The organism is Psychromonas saccharinae (assembly GCF_051201515.1).
Classification (GTDB): Bacteria; Pseudomonadota; Gammaproteobacteria; order Enterobacterales; family Psychromonadaceae; genus Psychromonas.
In genome coordinates this window covers 2,402,649-2,420,738 of sequence record NZ_CP195153.1, presented here as the reverse complement: position 1 = coordinate 2,420,738, position 18,090 = coordinate 2,402,649, and the positions used below count along the sequence as shown (strand labels likewise).

General features: G+C 34.3%; 17 protein-coding genes. All 17 read left to right on the top strand.

Going from position 1 to position 18,090, the window contains the following annotated elements; all coding sequences use genetic code 11:
- Positions 1–57: 57 nt before the first annotated feature.
- The 17 genes from ACR30L_RS10715 to ACR30L_RS10635 all read left to right on the top strand — a co-directional run bounded on the left by ACR30L_RS10715 (position 58) and on the right by ACR30L_RS10635 (position 17,956).
- Positions 58–663, top strand: a complete 606-nt coding sequence (locus ACR30L_RS10715; RefSeq protein WP_435234249.1) for an acyltransferase — start codon at positions 58–60, stop codon at positions 661–663.
- The gene (locus tag ACR30L_RS10710; protein WP_435234248.1) at positions 653–1,927 is read left to right on the top strand and encodes a lipopolysaccharide biosynthesis protein; all 1,275 of its coding nucleotides are present in this window, start codon (positions 653–655) and stop codon (positions 1,925–1,927) included. Before ACR30L_RS10715 ends, ACR30L_RS10710 begins: the two co-directional genes overlap by 11 nt.
- Positions 1,928–2,003: 76 nt before the next feature.
- Positions 2,004–3,374 carry a hypothetical protein gene (locus ACR30L_RS10705; protein ID WP_435234247.1) on the top strand — a complete coding sequence of 457 codons (1,371 nt, stop codon included), beginning with the start codon at positions 2,004–2,006 and terminating at the stop codon, positions 3,372–3,374.
- A 1-nt stretch (position 3,375) separates the two neighbouring features.
- A complete protein-coding gene (locus tag ACR30L_RS10700; protein WP_435234246.1) occupies positions 3,376–4,518 on the top strand; it encodes a glycosyltransferase in 1,143 nt (380 codons plus the stop codon).
- Between the two features lie 15 nt (positions 4,519–4,533).
- Entirely contained in the window at positions 4,534–5,700 is a 1,167-nt protein-coding gene (locus ACR30L_RS10695) for a glycosyltransferase (protein ID WP_435234245.1), read from the top strand.
- A 10-nt stretch (positions 5,701–5,710) separates the two neighbouring features.
- Positions 5,711–6,826, top strand: a complete 1,116-nt coding sequence (locus ACR30L_RS10690) for a glycosyltransferase (RefSeq protein ID WP_435234244.1) — start codon at positions 5,711–5,713, stop codon at positions 6,824–6,826.
- On the top strand, positions 6,823–7,368 hold the full coding sequence (locus tag ACR30L_RS10685) for a hypothetical protein (protein WP_435234243.1): 546 nt from the start codon (positions 6,823–6,825) through the stop codon (positions 7,366–7,368). Before ACR30L_RS10690 ends, ACR30L_RS10685 begins: the two co-directional genes overlap by 4 nt.
- Before the next feature lie 36 nt (positions 7,369–7,404).
- Positions 7,405–7,956, top strand: coding sequence for a putative colanic acid biosynthesis acetyltransferase (locus tag ACR30L_RS10680; protein WP_435234242.1), 552 nt, complete (start codon positions 7,405–7,407; stop codon positions 7,954–7,956).
- Between the two features lies 1 nt (position 7,957).
- Positions 7,958–8,881: a glycosyltransferase family 2 protein gene (locus ACR30L_RS10675; RefSeq protein ID WP_435234241.1), complete on the top strand. Its 924-nt coding sequence runs from the start codon at positions 7,958–7,960 to the stop codon at positions 8,879–8,881.
- Between the two features lie 304 nt (positions 8,882–9,185).
- Positions 9,186–10,481 carry a WcaI family glycosyltransferase gene (locus ACR30L_RS10670; RefSeq protein ID WP_435234240.1) on the top strand — a complete coding sequence of 432 codons (1,296 nt, stop codon included), beginning with the start codon at positions 9,186–9,188 and terminating at the stop codon, positions 10,479–10,481.
- A gap of 69 nt (positions 10,482–10,550) precedes the next feature.
- Positions 10,551–11,681, top strand: a complete 1,131-nt coding sequence (gene gmd, locus ACR30L_RS10665; protein WP_435234239.1) for a GDP-mannose 4,6-dehydratase — start codon at positions 10,551–10,553, stop codon at positions 11,679–11,681.
- A 115-nt stretch (positions 11,682–11,796) separates the two neighbouring features.
- Positions 11,797–12,765, top strand: coding sequence for a GDP-L-fucose synthase (fcl, locus tag ACR30L_RS10660; RefSeq protein WP_435234238.1), 969 nt, complete (start codon positions 11,797–11,799; stop codon positions 12,763–12,765).
- Entirely contained in the window at positions 12,762–13,214 is a 453-nt protein-coding gene (locus ACR30L_RS10655; RefSeq protein ID WP_435234237.1) for a GDP-mannose mannosyl hydrolase, read from the top strand. The genes fcl and ACR30L_RS10655 overlap by 4 nt, the downstream gene beginning before the upstream one ends.
- A gap of 66 nt (positions 13,215–13,280) precedes the next feature.
- Entirely contained in the window at positions 13,281–13,712 is a 432-nt protein-coding gene (locus ACR30L_RS10650) for a VanZ family protein (RefSeq protein ID WP_435234236.1), read from the top strand.
- A 173-nt stretch (positions 13,713–13,885) separates the two neighbouring features.
- A complete protein-coding gene (locus ACR30L_RS10645; RefSeq protein WP_435234235.1) occupies positions 13,886–15,301 on the top strand; it encodes a mannose-1-phosphate guanylyltransferase/mannose-6-phosphate isomerase in 1,416 nt (471 codons plus the stop codon).
- Positions 15,302–15,303: 2 nt separating this feature from the next.
- On the top strand, positions 15,304–16,710 hold the full coding sequence (locus ACR30L_RS10640; protein ID WP_435234234.1) for a phosphomannomutase: 1,407 nt from the start codon (positions 15,304–15,306) through the stop codon (positions 16,708–16,710).
- Between the two features lie 79 nt (positions 16,711–16,789).
- Entirely contained in the window at positions 16,790–17,956 is a 1,167-nt protein-coding gene (locus ACR30L_RS10635; RefSeq protein WP_435234233.1) for a nucleotide sugar dehydrogenase, read from the top strand.
- The last annotated feature ends 134 nt before the right edge of the window (positions 17,957–18,090 follow it).

The following is an 18,090-nucleotide window of genomic DNA, read 5'->3' as shown; positions in this document are numbered from 1 at the left end:
AACTTGAAATGTCTTCTCAACGTGGTGATTTTTATAATAAGTTTACGGTGAAATAAGTTGAATAAATTAATTAATTTTATATGGCGTCGTTTATCAAAATATGTTTTTCCAATATTTTATAAATTTACCAGCAATAATATTCAAATAGGTTCTGATGTCATTTTCTTTGGAATGCCAATTTTGGATGTTAATGAAAAATCTAATATTACATTAGGAGATAAAGTTGTACTTTGTTCTCGTAATCAAAATACAGCGTTAGGGGTTTCTAAACCTGTAATTATTAGAACTATGCAGCCGAAGTCTGTTGTTACGATAGGCGCAGATACAGGTGTTAGTGGGGCAACGATTTGTGCCATGGAAAAAGTAACTATTGGTAAAGAGTGTTTACTTGGTTCTGATGTTATGATCTTTGATAATGATTTTCATTCGTTACACCCTGAGGGGCGTAGGTATGCAAAAGATGGGGTTGTTGTACGTCCTGTCAATATAGCAGATAACGTTTTTATAGGAGCAAGAACAATAGTGATGAAAGGTGTAACTATTGGTGAAAACTCAGTTATTGGTGCAGGTAGTATTGTTGTCTCAAATATTCCTGCAAATGTAATTGCTGCTGGAAATCCTTGTAAAGTTATCAAATCATTAGGTTGCACAATTGAAAAATAAACTTAAACGAATTTATGCTTCCGTTGGAGCCAATATTTTTGCTCAAGCCGTTACTATTATTATTCAACTTGCTTCTGTTCCAATAATATTAAGCCAGTGGTCACTGTCTGTTTACGGTCAATGGTTAATGTTAACTGCAATTCCTTCATATTTTGCTTTGTCTGATTTAGGTTTTTTGACTGTTATTGTAAATAAAATGACAATTCTTTCTGGACAGAAAAAACATGAAAAAGTTAAAAGCTTGTTCCACTCTGCAATTTTACTTTGTTTTGGGGTGATTACTTTTTCATTAGTGTCAGTCTCTTTGGTTTGTTTCTTTATTGATAATGGCGTTTTAAATCTAATCAATAATAAGTTGGCATTAATTGTTTTAGTTATGACGGGTGTTTTATCTTTAACGAGTAGATTAGTTGATGCAGTTTTCCGTTCTCAAGGTGAGTTTGCACTAGGAGCATATTTGCTACAAGGTATAAGAATCCTTGAGTGGTCGTTATTGCTTTTGGGTATTGTCCTGTTCAATGATTTTTTAAGCGCTGCTTTATTACAATTAGCGGGTCGAGTTATTGGTCTAGGAGTAGTCATTTTGTTCGCCAGCAACAGACATAAGAATTTAAATTGGTCAATTAAGGACGCAAATAAACAGGATTTAAAAGAGTTAATTAAACCTGCTCTTTCTTTTATGTCATTTCCAGTAGCAAATGCTTTTTCATTTCAAGGCATGACTATTTGTATTGGTGTTATTTTTGGTCCTGCTTATTTAGCTATTTTTAATACGTATCGTACAGTTAGTCGAATCATTGTCCAATGTGTTAATGTTGTTTCAAATTCTATAGGGCCGGAATTATCAAGACAATTTGGTGAAGGTAATAATATTGCAATTAATAGTATTCATTCGAAAGGACGAATAATTACTATTTTGTCATCATTAGCTGTTTGTTTTTTTCTGACTATTTTTGGACAATTTTTATTGCATTTGTGGGTAGGGGATAAAATACCCTACGAAGCACCTTTGTTTTATGGTTTTTTAACTGTTGCATTTTTAAATGCATCATGGCAGATCGAACTAGTGTATTTAACTTCACTTAATAGACATATGAAAATTTCTTTAGTTTATTTATTTGCTTCATTATTAATGCTCACCATGCTGTACATTATAGGAAATGATTTTGGTCATTTAGGGCCTATTGCAGCCCTTAGCACATTTGAGCTGATAGTTGGTTATTGGTGTTTCAAAATTGTTTATGCTTACAAACAGAAATTATAAAACTATAAAATGTCATTTATATGGAGATTAATATATCAATTATTAATCGACTAAACATATGAGCTCAATTTTATAGATGTTTGAAGAATCTAAAGTATTACAGCAAAAATATAATAAAAATAAATTAAGAGGTCTAATTAACGTGTTTCGTAAATTAAATATTTCCATTATACCTATAGCTGTGTTTATTTTTTTGGCCGCAGGGGTACTTCAATATTTACCTGTTGCTATAGAAAACCTGTTGTTAGGTAAAGTGGTCTTTTGGACATTAAGCTCTGAATCACTATCGAATGCGGGCATTCTAAAATATTTTAAAGATATTTTTTTACTTTTATTTGGTTTGTATTGGATTTATTGGTGTTCAAATAGACCTTTGGGTAGGATTCCTTCCCTTATCATTAAAATATACTTTTATTGGATTTCAACTGTCTTTGCTATTGGATGCATTGGTTATGCCCTTGGTTTTTCTCCTTTGTTTTTTTTCAAAGCTGGGGCCAGATGGCTAGTATTATTCCATGCAGCTGTTGGTTTTTTTGTTATGTCTGCAACTAGTGTCGTTGGTAAAGATGATCACAAAATCATTTATTCTTATATATTGATTTTATTGCTGTGCGATGCCCTTGCGGTCTTCTTACAACTTCAATTAGTAGGGTTTAGTAGCCTTGGTAATTTTAGAGCAAGTGGTTTATTTTCAAATGCTGCACTTGCGGGTACTTTGGGGGTTTCGGCTGCTCTTATTTCACTTGTTTATTTAAAAGTTGATTTAATTAAAAAGTTATTGTTATTAAGTCTAGCTTTATTTATTGCTGTAGGGTCTGGTAGCCGTATGGCAATGATAAGTATTTTTTTATGTTTCTTATTTGCATTTTATGATTTTATTAAAAAGAACATTAAAGGTTCTTATCGAGCTGCAACTTTTTCATTTGCGATACCAACATCTATATTAGGTACCGGTCTTCTTTATTTATTTATGATCGAATCAGTTGCTAGGGGTGGTATTTTTGATACTCAAGTAGGTGATGGTGGGCGAATTTCTAATTTCTTTTATTATTTTCAAGTGTTATTTGAATCAGACTTACTGGAGTTTTTTATTGGAAGAGGCATTGGAATTGGAACTAATACAGCTTTTTCTTTAGTCACTGATATGGGGCAGATTCCAGCATCGTATAGGTACAATTGGCTTGTTGACAATACTATTTTAACCTTGTTTTTCCAGGTAGGTTTTTTAGGTTCAATGGTATTTTGGAGCGGTATTTTGTTGTTTTTGAACATCATTCGCTCTCACACATCATCACTATATTATAGGTACTACTTATTAGTGACTTTCATCTTTGTATTGACAATTTTTACGATTAATCTTTTCGAACAATATTATTTGATAATTTCATATTTGTTTATTTATGGTGTTATTTATAATGATAGTAAATTTATTAAGGAAGCTAAATGATATGATCATAATAGTAGCCCCATATTCACCTGTTAGTTTAACTAGTACTCCTCATTTGGGAGCTGCGAGAAAAATTGAAATGGTTATCGAAACTTTATCAGAACTTGATTCTGATATTATGCTAGTTAATTCAGCACATAATAACTTAGATGCAGTGGCTCAAATCGAAGAAATTATTATAAGCGGCGTTACTGTTAAACATTACACTCTTACTTGCTACTCTAGTCAAAAGTTAGGAAAATTATTCAACTTAAAAGATGCAAGTGCAGCAGTTAATAAATGTTTGGAATTTGGTAATCCTAAATTACTTTGGCTATATAATAGTTATGCTTTTGAAAATAATTTTTCAAGAATACTCAATAAGAAAGTTGACGTACCTGTGATATTCGAATTTGAAGATTGGCATTTTTCTCGCTCAAGAGGCTTAAATCCCAAACCATATATAGATCATTTACTGTGGAAATTAAATTTGAAAAACATTAATTTCGCTTTCGGCGTTAATGATAAGCTTGTTAATAAAATGAAGAAATTTGGAGTGTCAAGTCAATTGTTACCAGGTATTGTACCTGTCAATTTAATCGAATCATGTGATAAATCATGTTGTTTTAATAATAAGTTAATCAAAGTAGGATATTTTGGAGGATTGTCAGTCGAAAAAGGTGTTGATAAAATTATAGAGATTGTTGAACAATTACCTGAAAATTTCAAACTTGTTATTTCAGGTGCAGGACATTTAGAAACGAATTTACAAGAATTAATGGAACAGTTTTCCGATAAACTAGAATTCCATGGGCGAGTATCAGAAAGTCAGCTTTATACTTTAATTGCATCTGTTGATGTTATTTTAAACCCTCACTCTCCTATTACAGATATGTCAGAAGGTGTCTTTCCTTTTAAAGTCATTGAAGGTATCGCAAGTGGTCGGCTTCTAATATCTACTCCAGTCCCTTCTGCGAAAGTTGCTGGTTTATTGGACGGTGTTTTGTTCTACGATGGTACAAGTAATCAATTGTTGGATAGCATAGTTAGTTCAAAGGATTTTTATAATAATCATAATGAAAAAATAATTGCTTCTATGTGCATCGCACGAGAGGAATTTTCAAAAGCATCTATATTGAAGCCAATTTTGCCATTAATTAAATAAGAGTAAAGACTAAATATGAAAATTCTTCGTGTAATAAGTTCTGTTAATCCTGAAGCTGGTGGCCCAATTAATGGGTTGATAAATAGCAGTAAAGAATTGTTAGTATTGGGGCATGAAATCACTGTATTAACACTTGATAATCCAGATGAAAAATGGTTGTCAAATTTTGAGTTTCCAGTGGTTAGTTTTAAAAGCTCATTAGGTGCACTTAAATATAGTCGCCCTTTTGCTAATTGGCTTGAAAAGCATGTTAATGACTATGACGTCGTTGTTATACATGGATTATGGCAGTACCACGCATATGCAGCAGCAAAAGCCTGTACAAAATGCAAAGTTCCTTACGTCGTTTTTACTCATGGAATGCTCGATCCTTGGTTTAATTTAAATAATAAACTTAAAACCTTGAAAAAGAATATTTATTGGAAGTTGTTTGAACAATTTACAATAAATAACGCATCTACAGTGTTGTTTACTTCAGAAGAAGAACGTAACTTAGCGCGTCAATCCTTTAAACCATATACACCAAAAGAAAATGTCGTCGCTTATGGTTGTCCTTTATTTAGTGGACAAAAGGACACATTACTTGCTGGTTTCTATGAGCAGTTTCCTGAATTAAAGGAATGTCAGTTTGGTTTGTTCCTTAGTCGTATTCATACAAAAAAAGGCATTGATTTATTAATTGAAGCATTGGGTAAATTAGAAAATATGCCTGAAGATTTTATTATCGCTATTGCTGGCCCAGATAGTGATGGTTTAACGTTAAAATTAAAAAAACAAATATCAAAACTAGGTTTGGATAATAAGGTTGTTTGGTTAGGCATGTTACAAGGAAATGTAAAATGGGGAGCGTACCATGCGGCAGAATTCTTTATTTTACCGTCTCATCAAGAAAATTTTGGTATTGTTGTTGCTGAAGCACTTTCTACTTCAACTCCCGTTTTAATTACAAACAAAGTTAATATTTGGCGGGAAATTGATGACGCGAAAGCCGGATTTGTTGGAAATGATGATATTGACGGGGTTAAGTTTTTGTTAATAAAGTGGTTTTCAATGAATGATTCTGAAAGGCTAATGATGCAGAAAAATGCAAGTCAATGTTATAATTCCAATTTTTCTATTAAATCAGCTGCTGTTGATTTAGAAAAGGTATTATTGAGTGTTACAAAAACTATAATTGACTAATTTGGATAAAATGACAAATCGAATTAAAATATCTGTGATTATGGGGGCATTTTTACCTGTCCCTGCTATTCAAGGCGGTGCCGTAGAAATACTCTGGTTTGAACTTTGTGAGGCACTTGCTGTGAAGGGAATTGATATAACTTTAATTTCCAAAAAAGACCCTGAATTATTAGATAATGAAAAGGTTAATGGGATTAATTATATTAGAGTGCATGGATTTAAATCAGTTAATTTTATGCCTTTACGATTAACTTTAGATTTTATTTATTCTTTTTTTGCTGTGCGTCGAGTTAGATGTTCTGATGTAGTGATTACAAATTCTTTTTGGTCTCCGATTTTCGCTAAATTACTGACGAAATCTAAAATATGGGTGAGTGTTCACCGTTTTCCAAGAAACCAAATGCGTATTTATAAACATGCTGATGTTATCCAACCTGTTTCTCATGCTGTTGCTCAAGGAATTATAGAGCAATCTCCCTGTCTCAAAAACAAGATGTGTGTTATTCCTAATTTTGTGCTTAAACCAGATTTTAAATTTGAATTAAAGAAAAAACGTAAAACTATTCTATATGTTGGCCGTCTGTATCCTGACAAAGGCTTAGAAGGATTGATTAAAAGCTTTTCTGAATTATGCAACACTGACTTTCAAGATTGGAAATTGATTATCGTTGGTCCCCATGAAATTAAGTTCGGAGGCGGAGGAGATGAATATTTAAAAAAATTAAAGAAATATGCTGTAAGAAATATTGAATTTGTGGGTAAAGTTTTTAATCGAACTGCTTTAAATGAATACTATAAGGACTCTTCAATTTTTGTATACCCATCTTTAGCCAATAAAGGGGAAGCTTTCCCGCTTTCTCCATTGGAAGCAATGTCATATGGTTGTATAACGATAGTCCTAAACTTAGACTGTTTTAAAGATTACATTGTGGATGGGAAAAATGGTTTTATTGTTAATGGTTTAAATAATAAATTTGATTTGAAATCATCGATAAAACAACAGATGATAAATTATGGAAGTAATGAACATTTAACAATTGCATCTGAATCAATGACTACGGCGAGTAAATTTTCAATTGATAGAGTGACTAATTTAATCTTTGCTAAATTACAAGGTTTGCTATGAAGACTATGTATCAGAACGATAAATATAGTACTCCTTGGCCATTATTTTTACGGCTAAAAAAGTATTTATGGGATGTTATTTGGTTGATGACCTGTAGGCCAACTCCTAAACCATTAAATGGTTGGAGAGTTTTTATTTTTAAACTATTTGGGGGATCTACCTCTGGGGATGTTTTTATACATCAATCTGCACGAATTCATTTTCCTTGGAATGTTACTTTATTAAGCAGAGCTTGTCTTGGTGAGCGAGCTTGGGTTTATTCTGTAGGTAAAATACAAATAGGAGAAGAAAGTACGATTGCTCAAGAAGCCTTCCTTTGTTCTGGTACTCATGACTTTGCTTCAAAAAACCAAGAATTAATGCTTGGAAGTATTAATATTGGTAACAATGTTTTTGTAGCAGCTAAGGCAATTATATTACCTGATATTACCGTTGGTCATAATTGTATAGTCGGTGCTGGTTCTGTTTTAACTAAGTCATTGAAAGATAATAGTGTTGCAGCCGGAAACCCTGCTAGAGTAATTAGTAGCAGATTTAATTAGTTTTAAAAATTTATTATATTATTTAAAGGATTTAATATGTTAGATGTCAAAGCGAAGGAACGCTTGAGTTCCCCTGTTTTTTCAATTTCAAATAAAATTACTAGAGTTGTATGGGGCATAATTTATATTTTATTTTTTAAGTACTCCCCAGTTCCTTTTTTTTCATATAGAAGATTGTTAATAAATATTTTTGGTGGTTCAATCGCCAAAAACGTCAATATATACCCAACCACTAAAATCTGGCTTCCTTCGAATTTAATTATGGAGCAAGGTTCTACATTAGGACCTAATGTAAATGTTTATAATCAGGGGCTTATATCTATTGGTGAGAACTCTATTATTAGCCAAGGCGTTCATATTTGTTCTAGTACTCATGATTATGAGGATAGTCTACACCCTTTGATATTAGCACCAATTGAAATAGGTCATAATGTATGGGTATGTGCTGATGCATTTATTGGACCGAATGTAATCATTAAAGATGGAGCGGTTATTGGCGCTCGTGCAGTATTGGTTAAAAGTACTGAGTATTGGAGTGTATATGCAGGGAATCCTGCAATTAAAATAAAAGATCGTAAGAGGTTTTAAAATGTACAATCTAACTTTAATAATTTTAACTTTTAATGAGCAACTTCATATTCAACGATGCCTTGAACAAGTGCAAAATTTAAATGCACGTTTGATTGTTGTTGATTCATTTTCAACGGATCAAACCTGTTCGATAGCTCAAGATGAATCTGCTGAAGTTTTCCAGAATCCATTTGTTAACCAAGCTCAGCAATTTCAATGGGCTATGGATAATTGTAATGTAACTAGTGATTGGGTTTTACGCCTCGACGCTGATGAAACTATTGATGATGAGTTAGTTACTAATATAAATGAATTTATTCAAAGTGACGGATTTGGTAATAATGCGGCAATATTTAAGCGTAAGCATATTTTTTTAGGAAAGTGGGTTAAATATGGTGGACGTTATCCTTTGCACATGTTACGTCTTTTCCGTAATGGTAAAGCACATGTTGAACAACGTTGGATGGATGAACATATTGTACTTGAAGAAGGAACTTCGATTGAATTAAATGGTGGGTTTGCCGATGATAATTTGAATTCTGTTACTTGGTTTATTGATAAACATAATAAATACGCTACTCGTGAAATGGTTGATATTAAGTTAAAGCAGTTATTCCCAGAATCAGAAACAAAGATCACTAACGAAACTGGATTTAAGATTAAATTCAAACGCTTTTTAAAACAATCTATTTATATGAAATTGCCTTATTTTGTTAGACCCTGTGTTTATTTTTTCTTTAGATATTTCATTCAATTAGGTTTTTTGGATGGTGCAAGAGGGTTTGCTTATCATTTTATGCAAGCTTTTTGGTATCGAGCATTGGTGGATCTAAAATGCATTGAAGTCGACCGTGAATGGCATAATTGTGTCAATAATTGTCAAAAAATATCAAAGCTAGAGAAATTATCCGGATATGATTTGGCTGAGTATAATAGTAAATAATTTACATTATGATTTATTAACAAAAATTTTAATGAAATGTGAACAATGCATATGGTGATGTGTGTTTTTAAGCTTTTGATTGTTGAACTTTTAATAAATTTTACTAAATAACTCGGTTTTGCTTGTTCATTTTTATTTGATTGATACAATCTGTTTACAAATCGGAACTTTTAAAGTTTATTATTGTCTATCGGCAAAGGAATAGATAACTTTAATATAAATTTTTGTTATCTATTAAAAAGCAAGATTTTGTATCAATTTGTCTTGTTATGGAATTTATTAAAATTGATCAAGGATAGATTAAATGTATTTTATATTACATAGTTTAAATTATTCACCTGAATTAACCGGCATCGGTAAATACAATGGTGAGATGGCGGTTGGTCTTGTTGAACGAGACGTCAAAGTGAGTGCTTTTCTTGCACCTCCTTATTATCCTGAATGGAAAATCCATGATGGTTTTCAAAAGTTCACATATCATAAAAGCATCGTCGATGGTGTTAAAATCATTCGATGCCCGCTCTATGTGCCTAAAAAAGTAACTACTATTAAACGAATTATTCATTTATCTTCCTTTGCATTCTCATCCGGTTTAGCTTTGTTCTCTAAGATGTTTAAGAAGCCCGATATTATTATGCTTGTACAACCAACCTTATTTTGTGCACCTTTTACACTGTTATTTGCAAAATTAACCGGTGCTAAAGCTATTATGCATATCCAAGATTATGAAGTAGATGCCTTATTTGGACTGGGCATGATGGGAGAAGGTCGTGTTGCTAAAATAGTGAAATATTTTGAGAAATGGTTGTTAAGTCGTTTTGATGCGGTGTCTACCATCTCCTATAGCATGATTGAAAATGCAAAAGACAAAGGTTTTAATCCTGAAAAAATTATTTTATTCCCTAATTGGTCTGACACTGAATTTGTAACCCCGCATACCTGTGGTTCGTCTATTAGAGAGGAATGGGGCTTTGATGCAAAAGATATTATCGTTTTATATGCAGGTAATATCGGAAACAAGCAAGGTTTAGAAATGGTTGTTGAAGCCGCTAAACAATATACTCAACAGCAAAATATAAAATTTGTATTCGTGGGCACTGGGGCTTATGTTGATACATTGAAATCTATGGCTGAATCATCTGGCCTGTTAAATGTTTACTTCAAACCCTTGCAGCCCTGGGCTAAAGTGCCGGCCATGCTAGCCGCTGCCGATATTCATTTAGTTATTCAACGGAAGGGGGCGGCAGACGCTGTTTTACCTTCAAAATTAACAAATATTTTATCCGTCGGTGGTCATGCATTAGTAACTGCTGAAGACCATACTGAATTGGGTAAAACAGCAGTGAAACATCCTGGTATTTTTACCTGTGTCGAACCTGAAAACGTCACTTCTTTTGTTAATGGTTTGAATTCATTACTGGACCAAGTGGGTCGTTCATATAATGTGGTTGCGCGAGATTTTGCAGAGAAATATTTATCAAAGGACAAAGTCATTGATAAATTTCTCACTGATTTAAATGAATTGGTCGGCGCTAAGCATGATATTCAATTAAAAAGTGATACAAAAAAAGAGTTGAAAAAAGAAGTGGGAAGTATTTAATACTCTCTGTTTATTTACATTAGTTGTATTAAATAGCTAATTATTATTTAGAACTATAAGGAAGTACCAATGTCAAAGAAAGTCGCTTTAATTACCGGTGTTACTGGTCAAGATGGATCTTACTTAGCCGAGTTATTATTGGAAAAAGGTTATGAAGTTCATGGTATTAAACGTCGTGCATCTTCATTAAATACTGAACGTGTTGATCATATTTATCAAGATACGCATGCGCAAAATAAAAACTTTTTCTTACATTATGGTGATTTGTCCGATTCTTCAAATTTGACACGCATTATTAAAGATGTGCAACCCGATGAAGTTTATAACCTAGGCGCTCAGTCTCATGTTGCCGTTTCATTTGAATGCCCTGAATACACTGCTGATGTTGATGCGATGGGCACACTTCGTTTACTTGAAGCTATTCGTTTTCTAGGGTTAGAGAAAAAGACTAAATTCTACCAAGCGTCTACTTCAGAGCTTTATGGCGAAGTGCAAGAAATCCCTCAAAAAGAAACTACACCATTTCACCCACGTTCTCCCTATGCCGTTGCAAAAATGTATGCTTATTGGATCGTCGTTAACTATCGTGAGTCTTACGGTATGTACGCTTGTAATGGTATTTTATTTAATCATGAATCTCCTCGCCGTGGTGAAACTTTCGTAACACGTAAAATCACCCGTGCTATTAGTAATATTTCTCAGGGTTTAGAGCCTTGCTTATACCTTGGTAATATGGATGCATTGCGTGACTGGGGACATTCTAAAGATTATGTTCGTATGCAATGGATGATGTTACAACAAGATGTTGCTGATGATTTCGTTATTGCGACGGGTAAGCAAATTTCAGTACGAGAATTTGTTCGCATGTCTGCACAGAATGTAGGCATTGAACTTGAGTTTTCTGGTGAAGGCGTTGAGGAAGTTGCAACGGTTACTAAAATTACAGGTGATAATGCACAATCAGTTTCTGTTGGTGATGTCATTGTTCGTGTTGATCCTCGTTACTTCCGTCCTGCTGAAGTAGAAACATTATTGGGTGACCCGACTAAAGCAAAAGAAAAATTAGGTTGGGTGCCTCAAATTACCGTTGAAGAAATGTGTGCCGAAATGGTTGAGTATGATTTAAGTAAAGCGAAACAACATGCTCTACTTAAAGAAAATGGTTACGACGTATCTATTTCAATTGAGAATCAGGGGTAAGTTCTTCAGAGGTACTATTAGCTATTTATTAATACCTCTTTAAGACTTTATTTTGTAGGGTGTGCTATGCGCACCTTCATCTTTTTTAGTATCCGCGTATTTTTGAGAAGGTTTTATGGATAATATCAAACGAATTTTTGTTGCAGGTCATCGAGGAATGGTGGGGTCTGCGATTGTACGTCAATTAGAAAGTTTACCTGGCGTTGAATTAGTACTTCGTACTCGCTCTGAATTGGATTTACTTAATCAACAAGCTGTTACAGAGTTTTTTGCAACTGAAAATATTGATCAGGTGTATTTAGCAGCAGCGAAAGTCGGTGGAATTGTTGCAAACAGTACATATCCTGCTGAATTTATTTATCAGAATATGATTATGCAGTGCAATATTATTCATGGCGCACATTCTGCGGGTGTTCAAGATCTTCTGTTTCTAGGGTCGTCTTGTATTTATCCTAAACTTGCTGAGCAACCTATGGATGAGTCTGCTTTGTTAACGGGCACATTAGAAGAAACCAATGAACCCTATGCAATTGCTAAAATTGCAGGGATTAAATTGTGTGAATCTTATAACCGTCAGTATGGACGTAATTACCGTAGTGTGATGCCGACAAATCTTTATGGTGAGAATGATAATTTCCATCCTGAAAATTCGCATGTTATTCCTGCCTTATTACGACGTTTCCATGAAGCTAAACTAAATGATGCACCAGAAGTGGTTGCTTGGGGTTCTGGTAAACCAATGCGTGAATTTTTACACGTGAATGATATGGCAGCAGCATCTATTTATGTAATGAATCTTGAACAGTCTATCTACGAAGCTAATACACAGCCGATGTTAAGCCATATCAATGTAGGCACTGGTGTTGATTGTACAATCCGTGAATTAGTTGAAACCGTTGCTAAAGTTGTGGGGTTCAAAGGTGATATTGTCTTTGATAGTTCTAAACCTGATGGGACGCCTCGTAAATTAATGAATGTTTCTCGTTTAAAAGATTTAGGTTGGGAATACTCAATTAGTCTTGAAGCCGGTCTGACGGATACCTATCAATGGTTTTTAGCAAATCAGGATAATTTCAGAAAATGAGCCAATTACCCTTTGCTACATTTCAGTCAGTTGTTAAATATACTCCGTTAATTTCTATTGATTTGATTGTCAAAAATAAAGCCGGTCAGGTATTACTTGGCAAACGCACAAATAAACCTGCGCAGGATTATTGGTTTGTCCCTGGTGGACGAATTTTAAAAGATGAAGCGATTAATGATGCATTTAGTCGTTTAGTTTTAGTGGAACTTGGCGTTAAATTAGCGATTGAAGATGCGTCTTTTTTAGGCGTGTTTGAACATTTCTATGACGATAATTTTTCGGGTAATGATTTTTCGACACATTATGTGGTATTGGGTTACGAACTGAAACTAGACTTACCGATCGAAGCGTTACCTGATGAGCAACATAATGATTACAAATGGTTAAGTATTGCTGACTTGTTAGCTTCTGACTCTGTTCATAAACATTCTAAATGGTATGTTCAATAATAATCTTTCGGGTGTTTTATTATAATGCTTACACATGATGAACGTCGTATTTAATTGAGAATACTTGTGCTTGAGTTGTATAAATTTTGCAATAAATATCTAAATTCTTTTTTAATCCTTGCTATTGCTGGATTAGCTTTTTTATCGCTATCTCGTTCTCTTGGAATACCCGTTTATTCTGCATATATTGAAGTGTTATTGGGATCTGACAAGTGGTTGCATTTTATTGCGGGTTTTATTGTCACACTTGCAGTGTTTCGTGTATTGAGACGAGCGTTATCCTTTAATATATTCCGTACAGTGTTAATGAGTCTTACTTTTGCATTATTCATACTATGTTTTGATGAATTAAGTCAACTTATGAATGTAAATAGACGGTTTGACCTTAATGATTTAATTTGCGGTTTTATAGGTATGGCGCTTTGTACTTTGATTATTATTTTAATTCATTATTTTTATCGAAGTAAAATAGGTATATCGATTGATAAACAAGAGTAAACATCAAAACTTAAGGAATAGAGTTATAACGTAATGATTTTATGTGTTAAATGGTAACAATAAATTATTTAAACATATAACTTTATTGTCACCAAAAAAGGTATAATATTTTTATTTAGTTACTATAACCTAATTGATATTTAAATTTATTTAATGATTTGGAAAGGGAATTTATGATTTTACCTGTAATTATGTCTGGCGGAAGTGGTAGCCGTCTGTGGCCTTTATCTCGTGCTTTATATCCGAAACAATTTTTAGCATTACTAAACGAACAAACACTACTTCAGGAAACGGTTAATAGACTCGATGCTGATGCCTGCATAAACCCGTTGATAATTTGTAATAACGAACATCGTTTTGTTGTTGCCGAACAGATGCGTGATAACGGTTGTGATGCCAGCGATATTATCTTGGAGCCGATGGGACGAAATACGGCTCCTGCCATCACGCTAGCTGCTTTATCTGCGCTCGAAGATGGCAATGATCCTATGTTGCTTGTGCTTGCTGCTGATCATATTGTTAAAGATATCCCTGCTTTTCAACAAGCCGTAGTGGCTGCTAAAGCCTTTGCAGAACAAGGTAAATTAGTTACCTTTGGTATTGTCCCAACGCATGCAGAAACAGGGTATGGTTACATTAAACAGGGGGCAGCAAAATCTCAGGGAGATGCCGCTGGTTACGATGTGGCTGGCTTTGTTGAAAAACCACAATTGGCAACAGCACAGCTGTATTTAGAGTCAGGTGACTATTTATGGAACAGCGGTATGTTTATGTTTAAAGCGTCACGCTTTATTGCTGAACTTAAAAAGTATTCGCCTGAAATTTTATCCGTTTGTACGGAAGCCTATGCGCATAAAACTAAAGATCTTGATTTCACACGTATTAGTGCTGATATATTTGCAAAATGCCCCGATGATTCAATCGATTATGCAGTGATGGAGCATACTCAAGATGCTATCGTTATTCCGTTAGACGCAGGATGGAGTGATGTTGGTTCTTACTCTTCGTTATGGGAAGTTTGTGAAAAAGATGCGCAGGGTAATGTCAATATCGGTGATGTTATTAATCAGGACTCGACTAATTCATATATTAATGCAGGCAATAAATTAGTGACGACAGTGGGTGTTGATAACCTTGTTATTGTCGAAACAAAAGATGCAATACTCGTTGCAGATAAAGATAAAGTACAAGATGTTAAAGCCATTGTTGAAAAGCTTAAAGCAGCTAATCGTTATGAATATAAAAGTCAGCGTGAAGTCTACCGTCCTTGGGGCAAATACGATTCTGTAGATATGGGGAATCGCGATCTTGTTAAACGAATCACGGTAAAACCGGGGCAAAAACTCTCGGTTCAAAAACATTATCATCGTTCTGAGCATTGGGTTGTGGTTTCAGGTACTGCTCGTGTTACCAATGGTGATAAGACGATTTTACTTTCTGAAAATGAATCGACTTATATTCCATTAGGTGCGGTTCATTCGCTTGAAAACCCAGGTAAGATTCTTTTAGAAATGATTGAGATTCAAACGGGCAGTTATCTTGGTGAAGATGATATTGAACGTTTCGAAGACAGATACGGTAGGAAATAAGTATGCAAAATGCTGCTGAAATTATAAAAAATAGTGGAATTGCTTTTGGTACCAGTGGTGCTCGCGGTTTAGTTGTCGATTTTACGCCACAGGTATGTGCTGCGTTTACGTTGGCTTTTCTAGGTTCGAATAGTAATTTTAAACGTGTTGCTATTGCGATCGATAATCGACCTAGTAGTCCTGATATGGCTATTGCTTGTATTGCTGCTGCAAAAACATTAGGGATTAATGTTGATTATTATGGTGTTATCCCTACACCTGCATTAGCAAACACGTCAATGGCCGATGGCATTCCCTCTATTATGATTACCGGGAGCCATATTCCCTTTGATCGTAATGGTTTGAAATTCTATCGTCCCGATGGTGAAATTACGAAGGCGGATGAGCTTGCTATTTTGAACTCATCCATTTACGTACCTGCGCTTACCTTAGCACCTTTACCAGCCATTTTGAACAAAGCAAAAGAAGCTTATATTCAACGTTATTTACGTTTATTTCCTAATAATTTATTAGCGGGTAAAAAAATTGCTATTTATGAACATTCTAGTGCAGGGCGAGATCTCTTTCCTACTATTTTCGAAGGGCTTGGGGCTGAAGTAATTAGTCTTGGAAGAAGTGATTCTTTTGTTGCTATTGATACGGAAGCCGTTAGTGAATCGGATGTTGAACAAGCTAAAAAGTGGCAAAAGGAATATCAATTAGACGCAATTTTTTCTACCGATGGTGATTCCGATCGTCCTCTTTTAGGTGATGATAATGGCGAATATCTTCGTGGTGATATTCTTGGTTTATTAGCCGCTCAATATATGAATATTGAAGCACTAGCTGTTCCTATTAACTGTAATTCAGCCATTGATAGTTGCGGTATTTTTGAGCGCGTTGCACGTACTCGTATCGGGTCTCCGTATGTGATCGAATCATTTGATATTCTTAATCAAGATTTTAAATCTATTGCTGGATTTGAAGCAAATGGTGGTTTTCTTGTGGGATCGGATATTATTATTAATGGTCAACCATTATCTGCATTGCCCACGCGTGATGCTGTTTTACCTGTACTTGCAGTACTTGCTATGGCAGGCAATAATCCGATTTCTTCTTTGCTTGCTTCGTTGCCTTCAAGTTTTACGGCAAGCGATCGTTTACAAAATTTTGCCAAGGCAAAAAGTGCCGCTATTTTAGAGCAGGCTGAGAATGAACCTAGTGTATTTTTGTTACAGGTCGGATTGTCTGAACTCAATGTGACTTCTATTGATAAAACAGATGGTTTACGGATGACCTTGGATAATGGACAGGTTATTCATCTTCGACCATCGGGTAATGCGCCTGAACTACGGTGTTATGCTGAAGCAAATACGCAAGTAGCAGCCCAAGCACTTGTTAAACAGATATTATCGACTTTAAATGTATAATGATATTGTCAGTGTTTATTTGAATAATAAACACTGATATTTAGTAAATTTAAATATTAAGAATAAAGGAAATTGATACGTGAAAATTGCAATAGCAGGAACAGGATATGTTGGGCTTTCTAATGCTGTATTACTTGCGCAGCATAATGAAGTTGTTGCATTAGATCTGATTGAAGAAAAGGTGTCTTTAATAAATAATCAGCAATCACCTATCTCTGATGTTGAGATAGAGGATTTTTTAGTTAATAAATCATTAAATTTAACGGCCACGTTAGACGCTAATGAAGCCTATGCAAATGCTGATTACGTTATTATTGCTACGCCAACGGATTATGATCCGCAAACCAATTATTTCAATACCAGTTCTGTAGAAGCAGTTATTAAAACCGTAATGGAAATAAATCCTACTGCTGTTATGGTCATTAAATCAACCGTGCCAGTGGGGTATACCAAACGTATTAGTGAAGAGTTGAAGTGTGCTAATCTTATCTTTTCTCCTGAGTTTTTAAGAGAAGGGAAAGCGTTGTACGATAATTTATATCCTTCTCGTATTATTGTTGGTGAAGTGTCGGATCGTGCACAGGTTTTTGCGAAGCTTTTATCCGAAGGTGCCCAAAAAGAAAATATTGAAATTTTATTTACTGATTCAACTGAAGCTGAAGCGGTTAAATTATTCTCCAATACTTATTTGGCAATGCGTGTCGCTTATTTCAATGAATTAGATTCTTATGCGGAATCAAATGGTTTAAATAGTGAGCAAATTATTAAAGGTGTCGGCTTAGATCCGCGTATTGGTAATCATTATAATAACCCTTCATTTGGTTATGGCGGTTATTGTTTACCAAAAGATACTAAGCAATTACGCGCTAATTACCGTGATGTGCCAAACTGTTTAATTAATGCGATTGTTGATTCTAATTCAACCCGTAAAGATCATATCGCTAATTCGATTATTGCTCGTAATCCCAAGGTTGTTGGTATATACCGTTTAATTATGAAGTCCGGTTCCGATAATTTTAGAGCATCATCTATCCAAGGTATTATGAAACGCTTAAAAGCCAAAGGGATTGAAGTTGTTATCTATGAACCCGTGATGGAAGAAGATTCGTTTTTTAATTCTAATGTTATTCGTGATTTAAATGAATTTAAAACTATGTCAGATGTTATTGTCGCGAATCGCATGGTAGAAGAAGTCAAAGACGTTGCGGATAAAGTGTACACGCGCGATCTTTTTGGCAGTGACTAAGGAATATTTCTCGTTAGTTTAGTTTTTAACGGTATACTCCTTTTATTTGAACATACTGGTACTGTAATTAATAATTTTAACTTTAAGGTTATCGACTGGTTAATTGTTAATTATGGTGTCTTTTGTTAATCTTT

What these genes read in the sequence shown, in the direction of transcription:
- ACR30L_RS10670 (WP_435234240.1), top strand. Translation starts at nt 9,186, where the DNA reads ATGTATTTTATATTACATAGTTTAAATTATTCACCTGAATTAACCGGC.
- fcl (WP_435234238.1), top strand. Translation starts at nt 11,797, where the DNA reads ATGGATAATATCAAACGAATTTTTGTTGCAGGTCATCGAGGAATGGTG.
- ACR30L_RS10645 (WP_435234235.1), top strand. Translation starts at nt 13,886, where the DNA reads ATGATTTTACCTGTAATTATGTCTGGCGGAAGTGGTAGCCGTCTGTGG.
- ACR30L_RS10680 (WP_435234242.1), top strand. Translation starts at nt 7,405, where the DNA reads ATGTTAGATGTCAAAGCGAAGGAACGCTTGAGTTCCCCTGTTTTTTCA.
- ACR30L_RS10705 (WP_435234247.1), top strand. Translation starts at nt 2,004, where the DNA reads ATGTTTGAAGAATCTAAAGTATTACAGCAAAAATATAATAAAAATAAA.
- gmd (WP_435234239.1), top strand. Translation starts at nt 10,551, where the DNA reads ATGTCAAAGAAAGTCGCTTTAATTACCGGTGTTACTGGTCAAGATGGA.
- ACR30L_RS10685 (WP_435234243.1), top strand. Translation starts at nt 6,823, where the DNA reads ATGAAGACTATGTATCAGAACGATAAATATAGTACTCCTTGGCCATTA.
- ACR30L_RS10695 (WP_435234245.1), top strand. Translation starts at nt 4,534, where the DNA reads ATGAAAATTCTTCGTGTAATAAGTTCTGTTAATCCTGAAGCTGGTGGC.
- ACR30L_RS10640 (WP_435234234.1), top strand. Translation starts at nt 15,304, where the DNA reads ATGCAAAATGCTGCTGAAATTATAAAAAATAGTGGAATTGCTTTTGGT.
- ACR30L_RS10700 (WP_435234246.1), top strand. Translation starts at nt 3,376, where the DNA reads ATGATCATAATAGTAGCCCCATATTCACCTGTTAGTTTAACTAGTACT.
- ACR30L_RS10690 (WP_435234244.1), top strand. Translation starts at nt 5,711, where the DNA reads ATGACAAATCGAATTAAAATATCTGTGATTATGGGGGCATTTTTACCT.
- ACR30L_RS10655 (WP_435234237.1), top strand. Translation starts at nt 12,762, where the DNA reads ATGAGCCAATTACCCTTTGCTACATTTCAGTCAGTTGTTAAATATACT.
- ACR30L_RS10675 (WP_435234241.1), top strand. Translation starts at nt 7,958, where the DNA reads ATGTACAATCTAACTTTAATAATTTTAACTTTTAATGAGCAACTTCAT.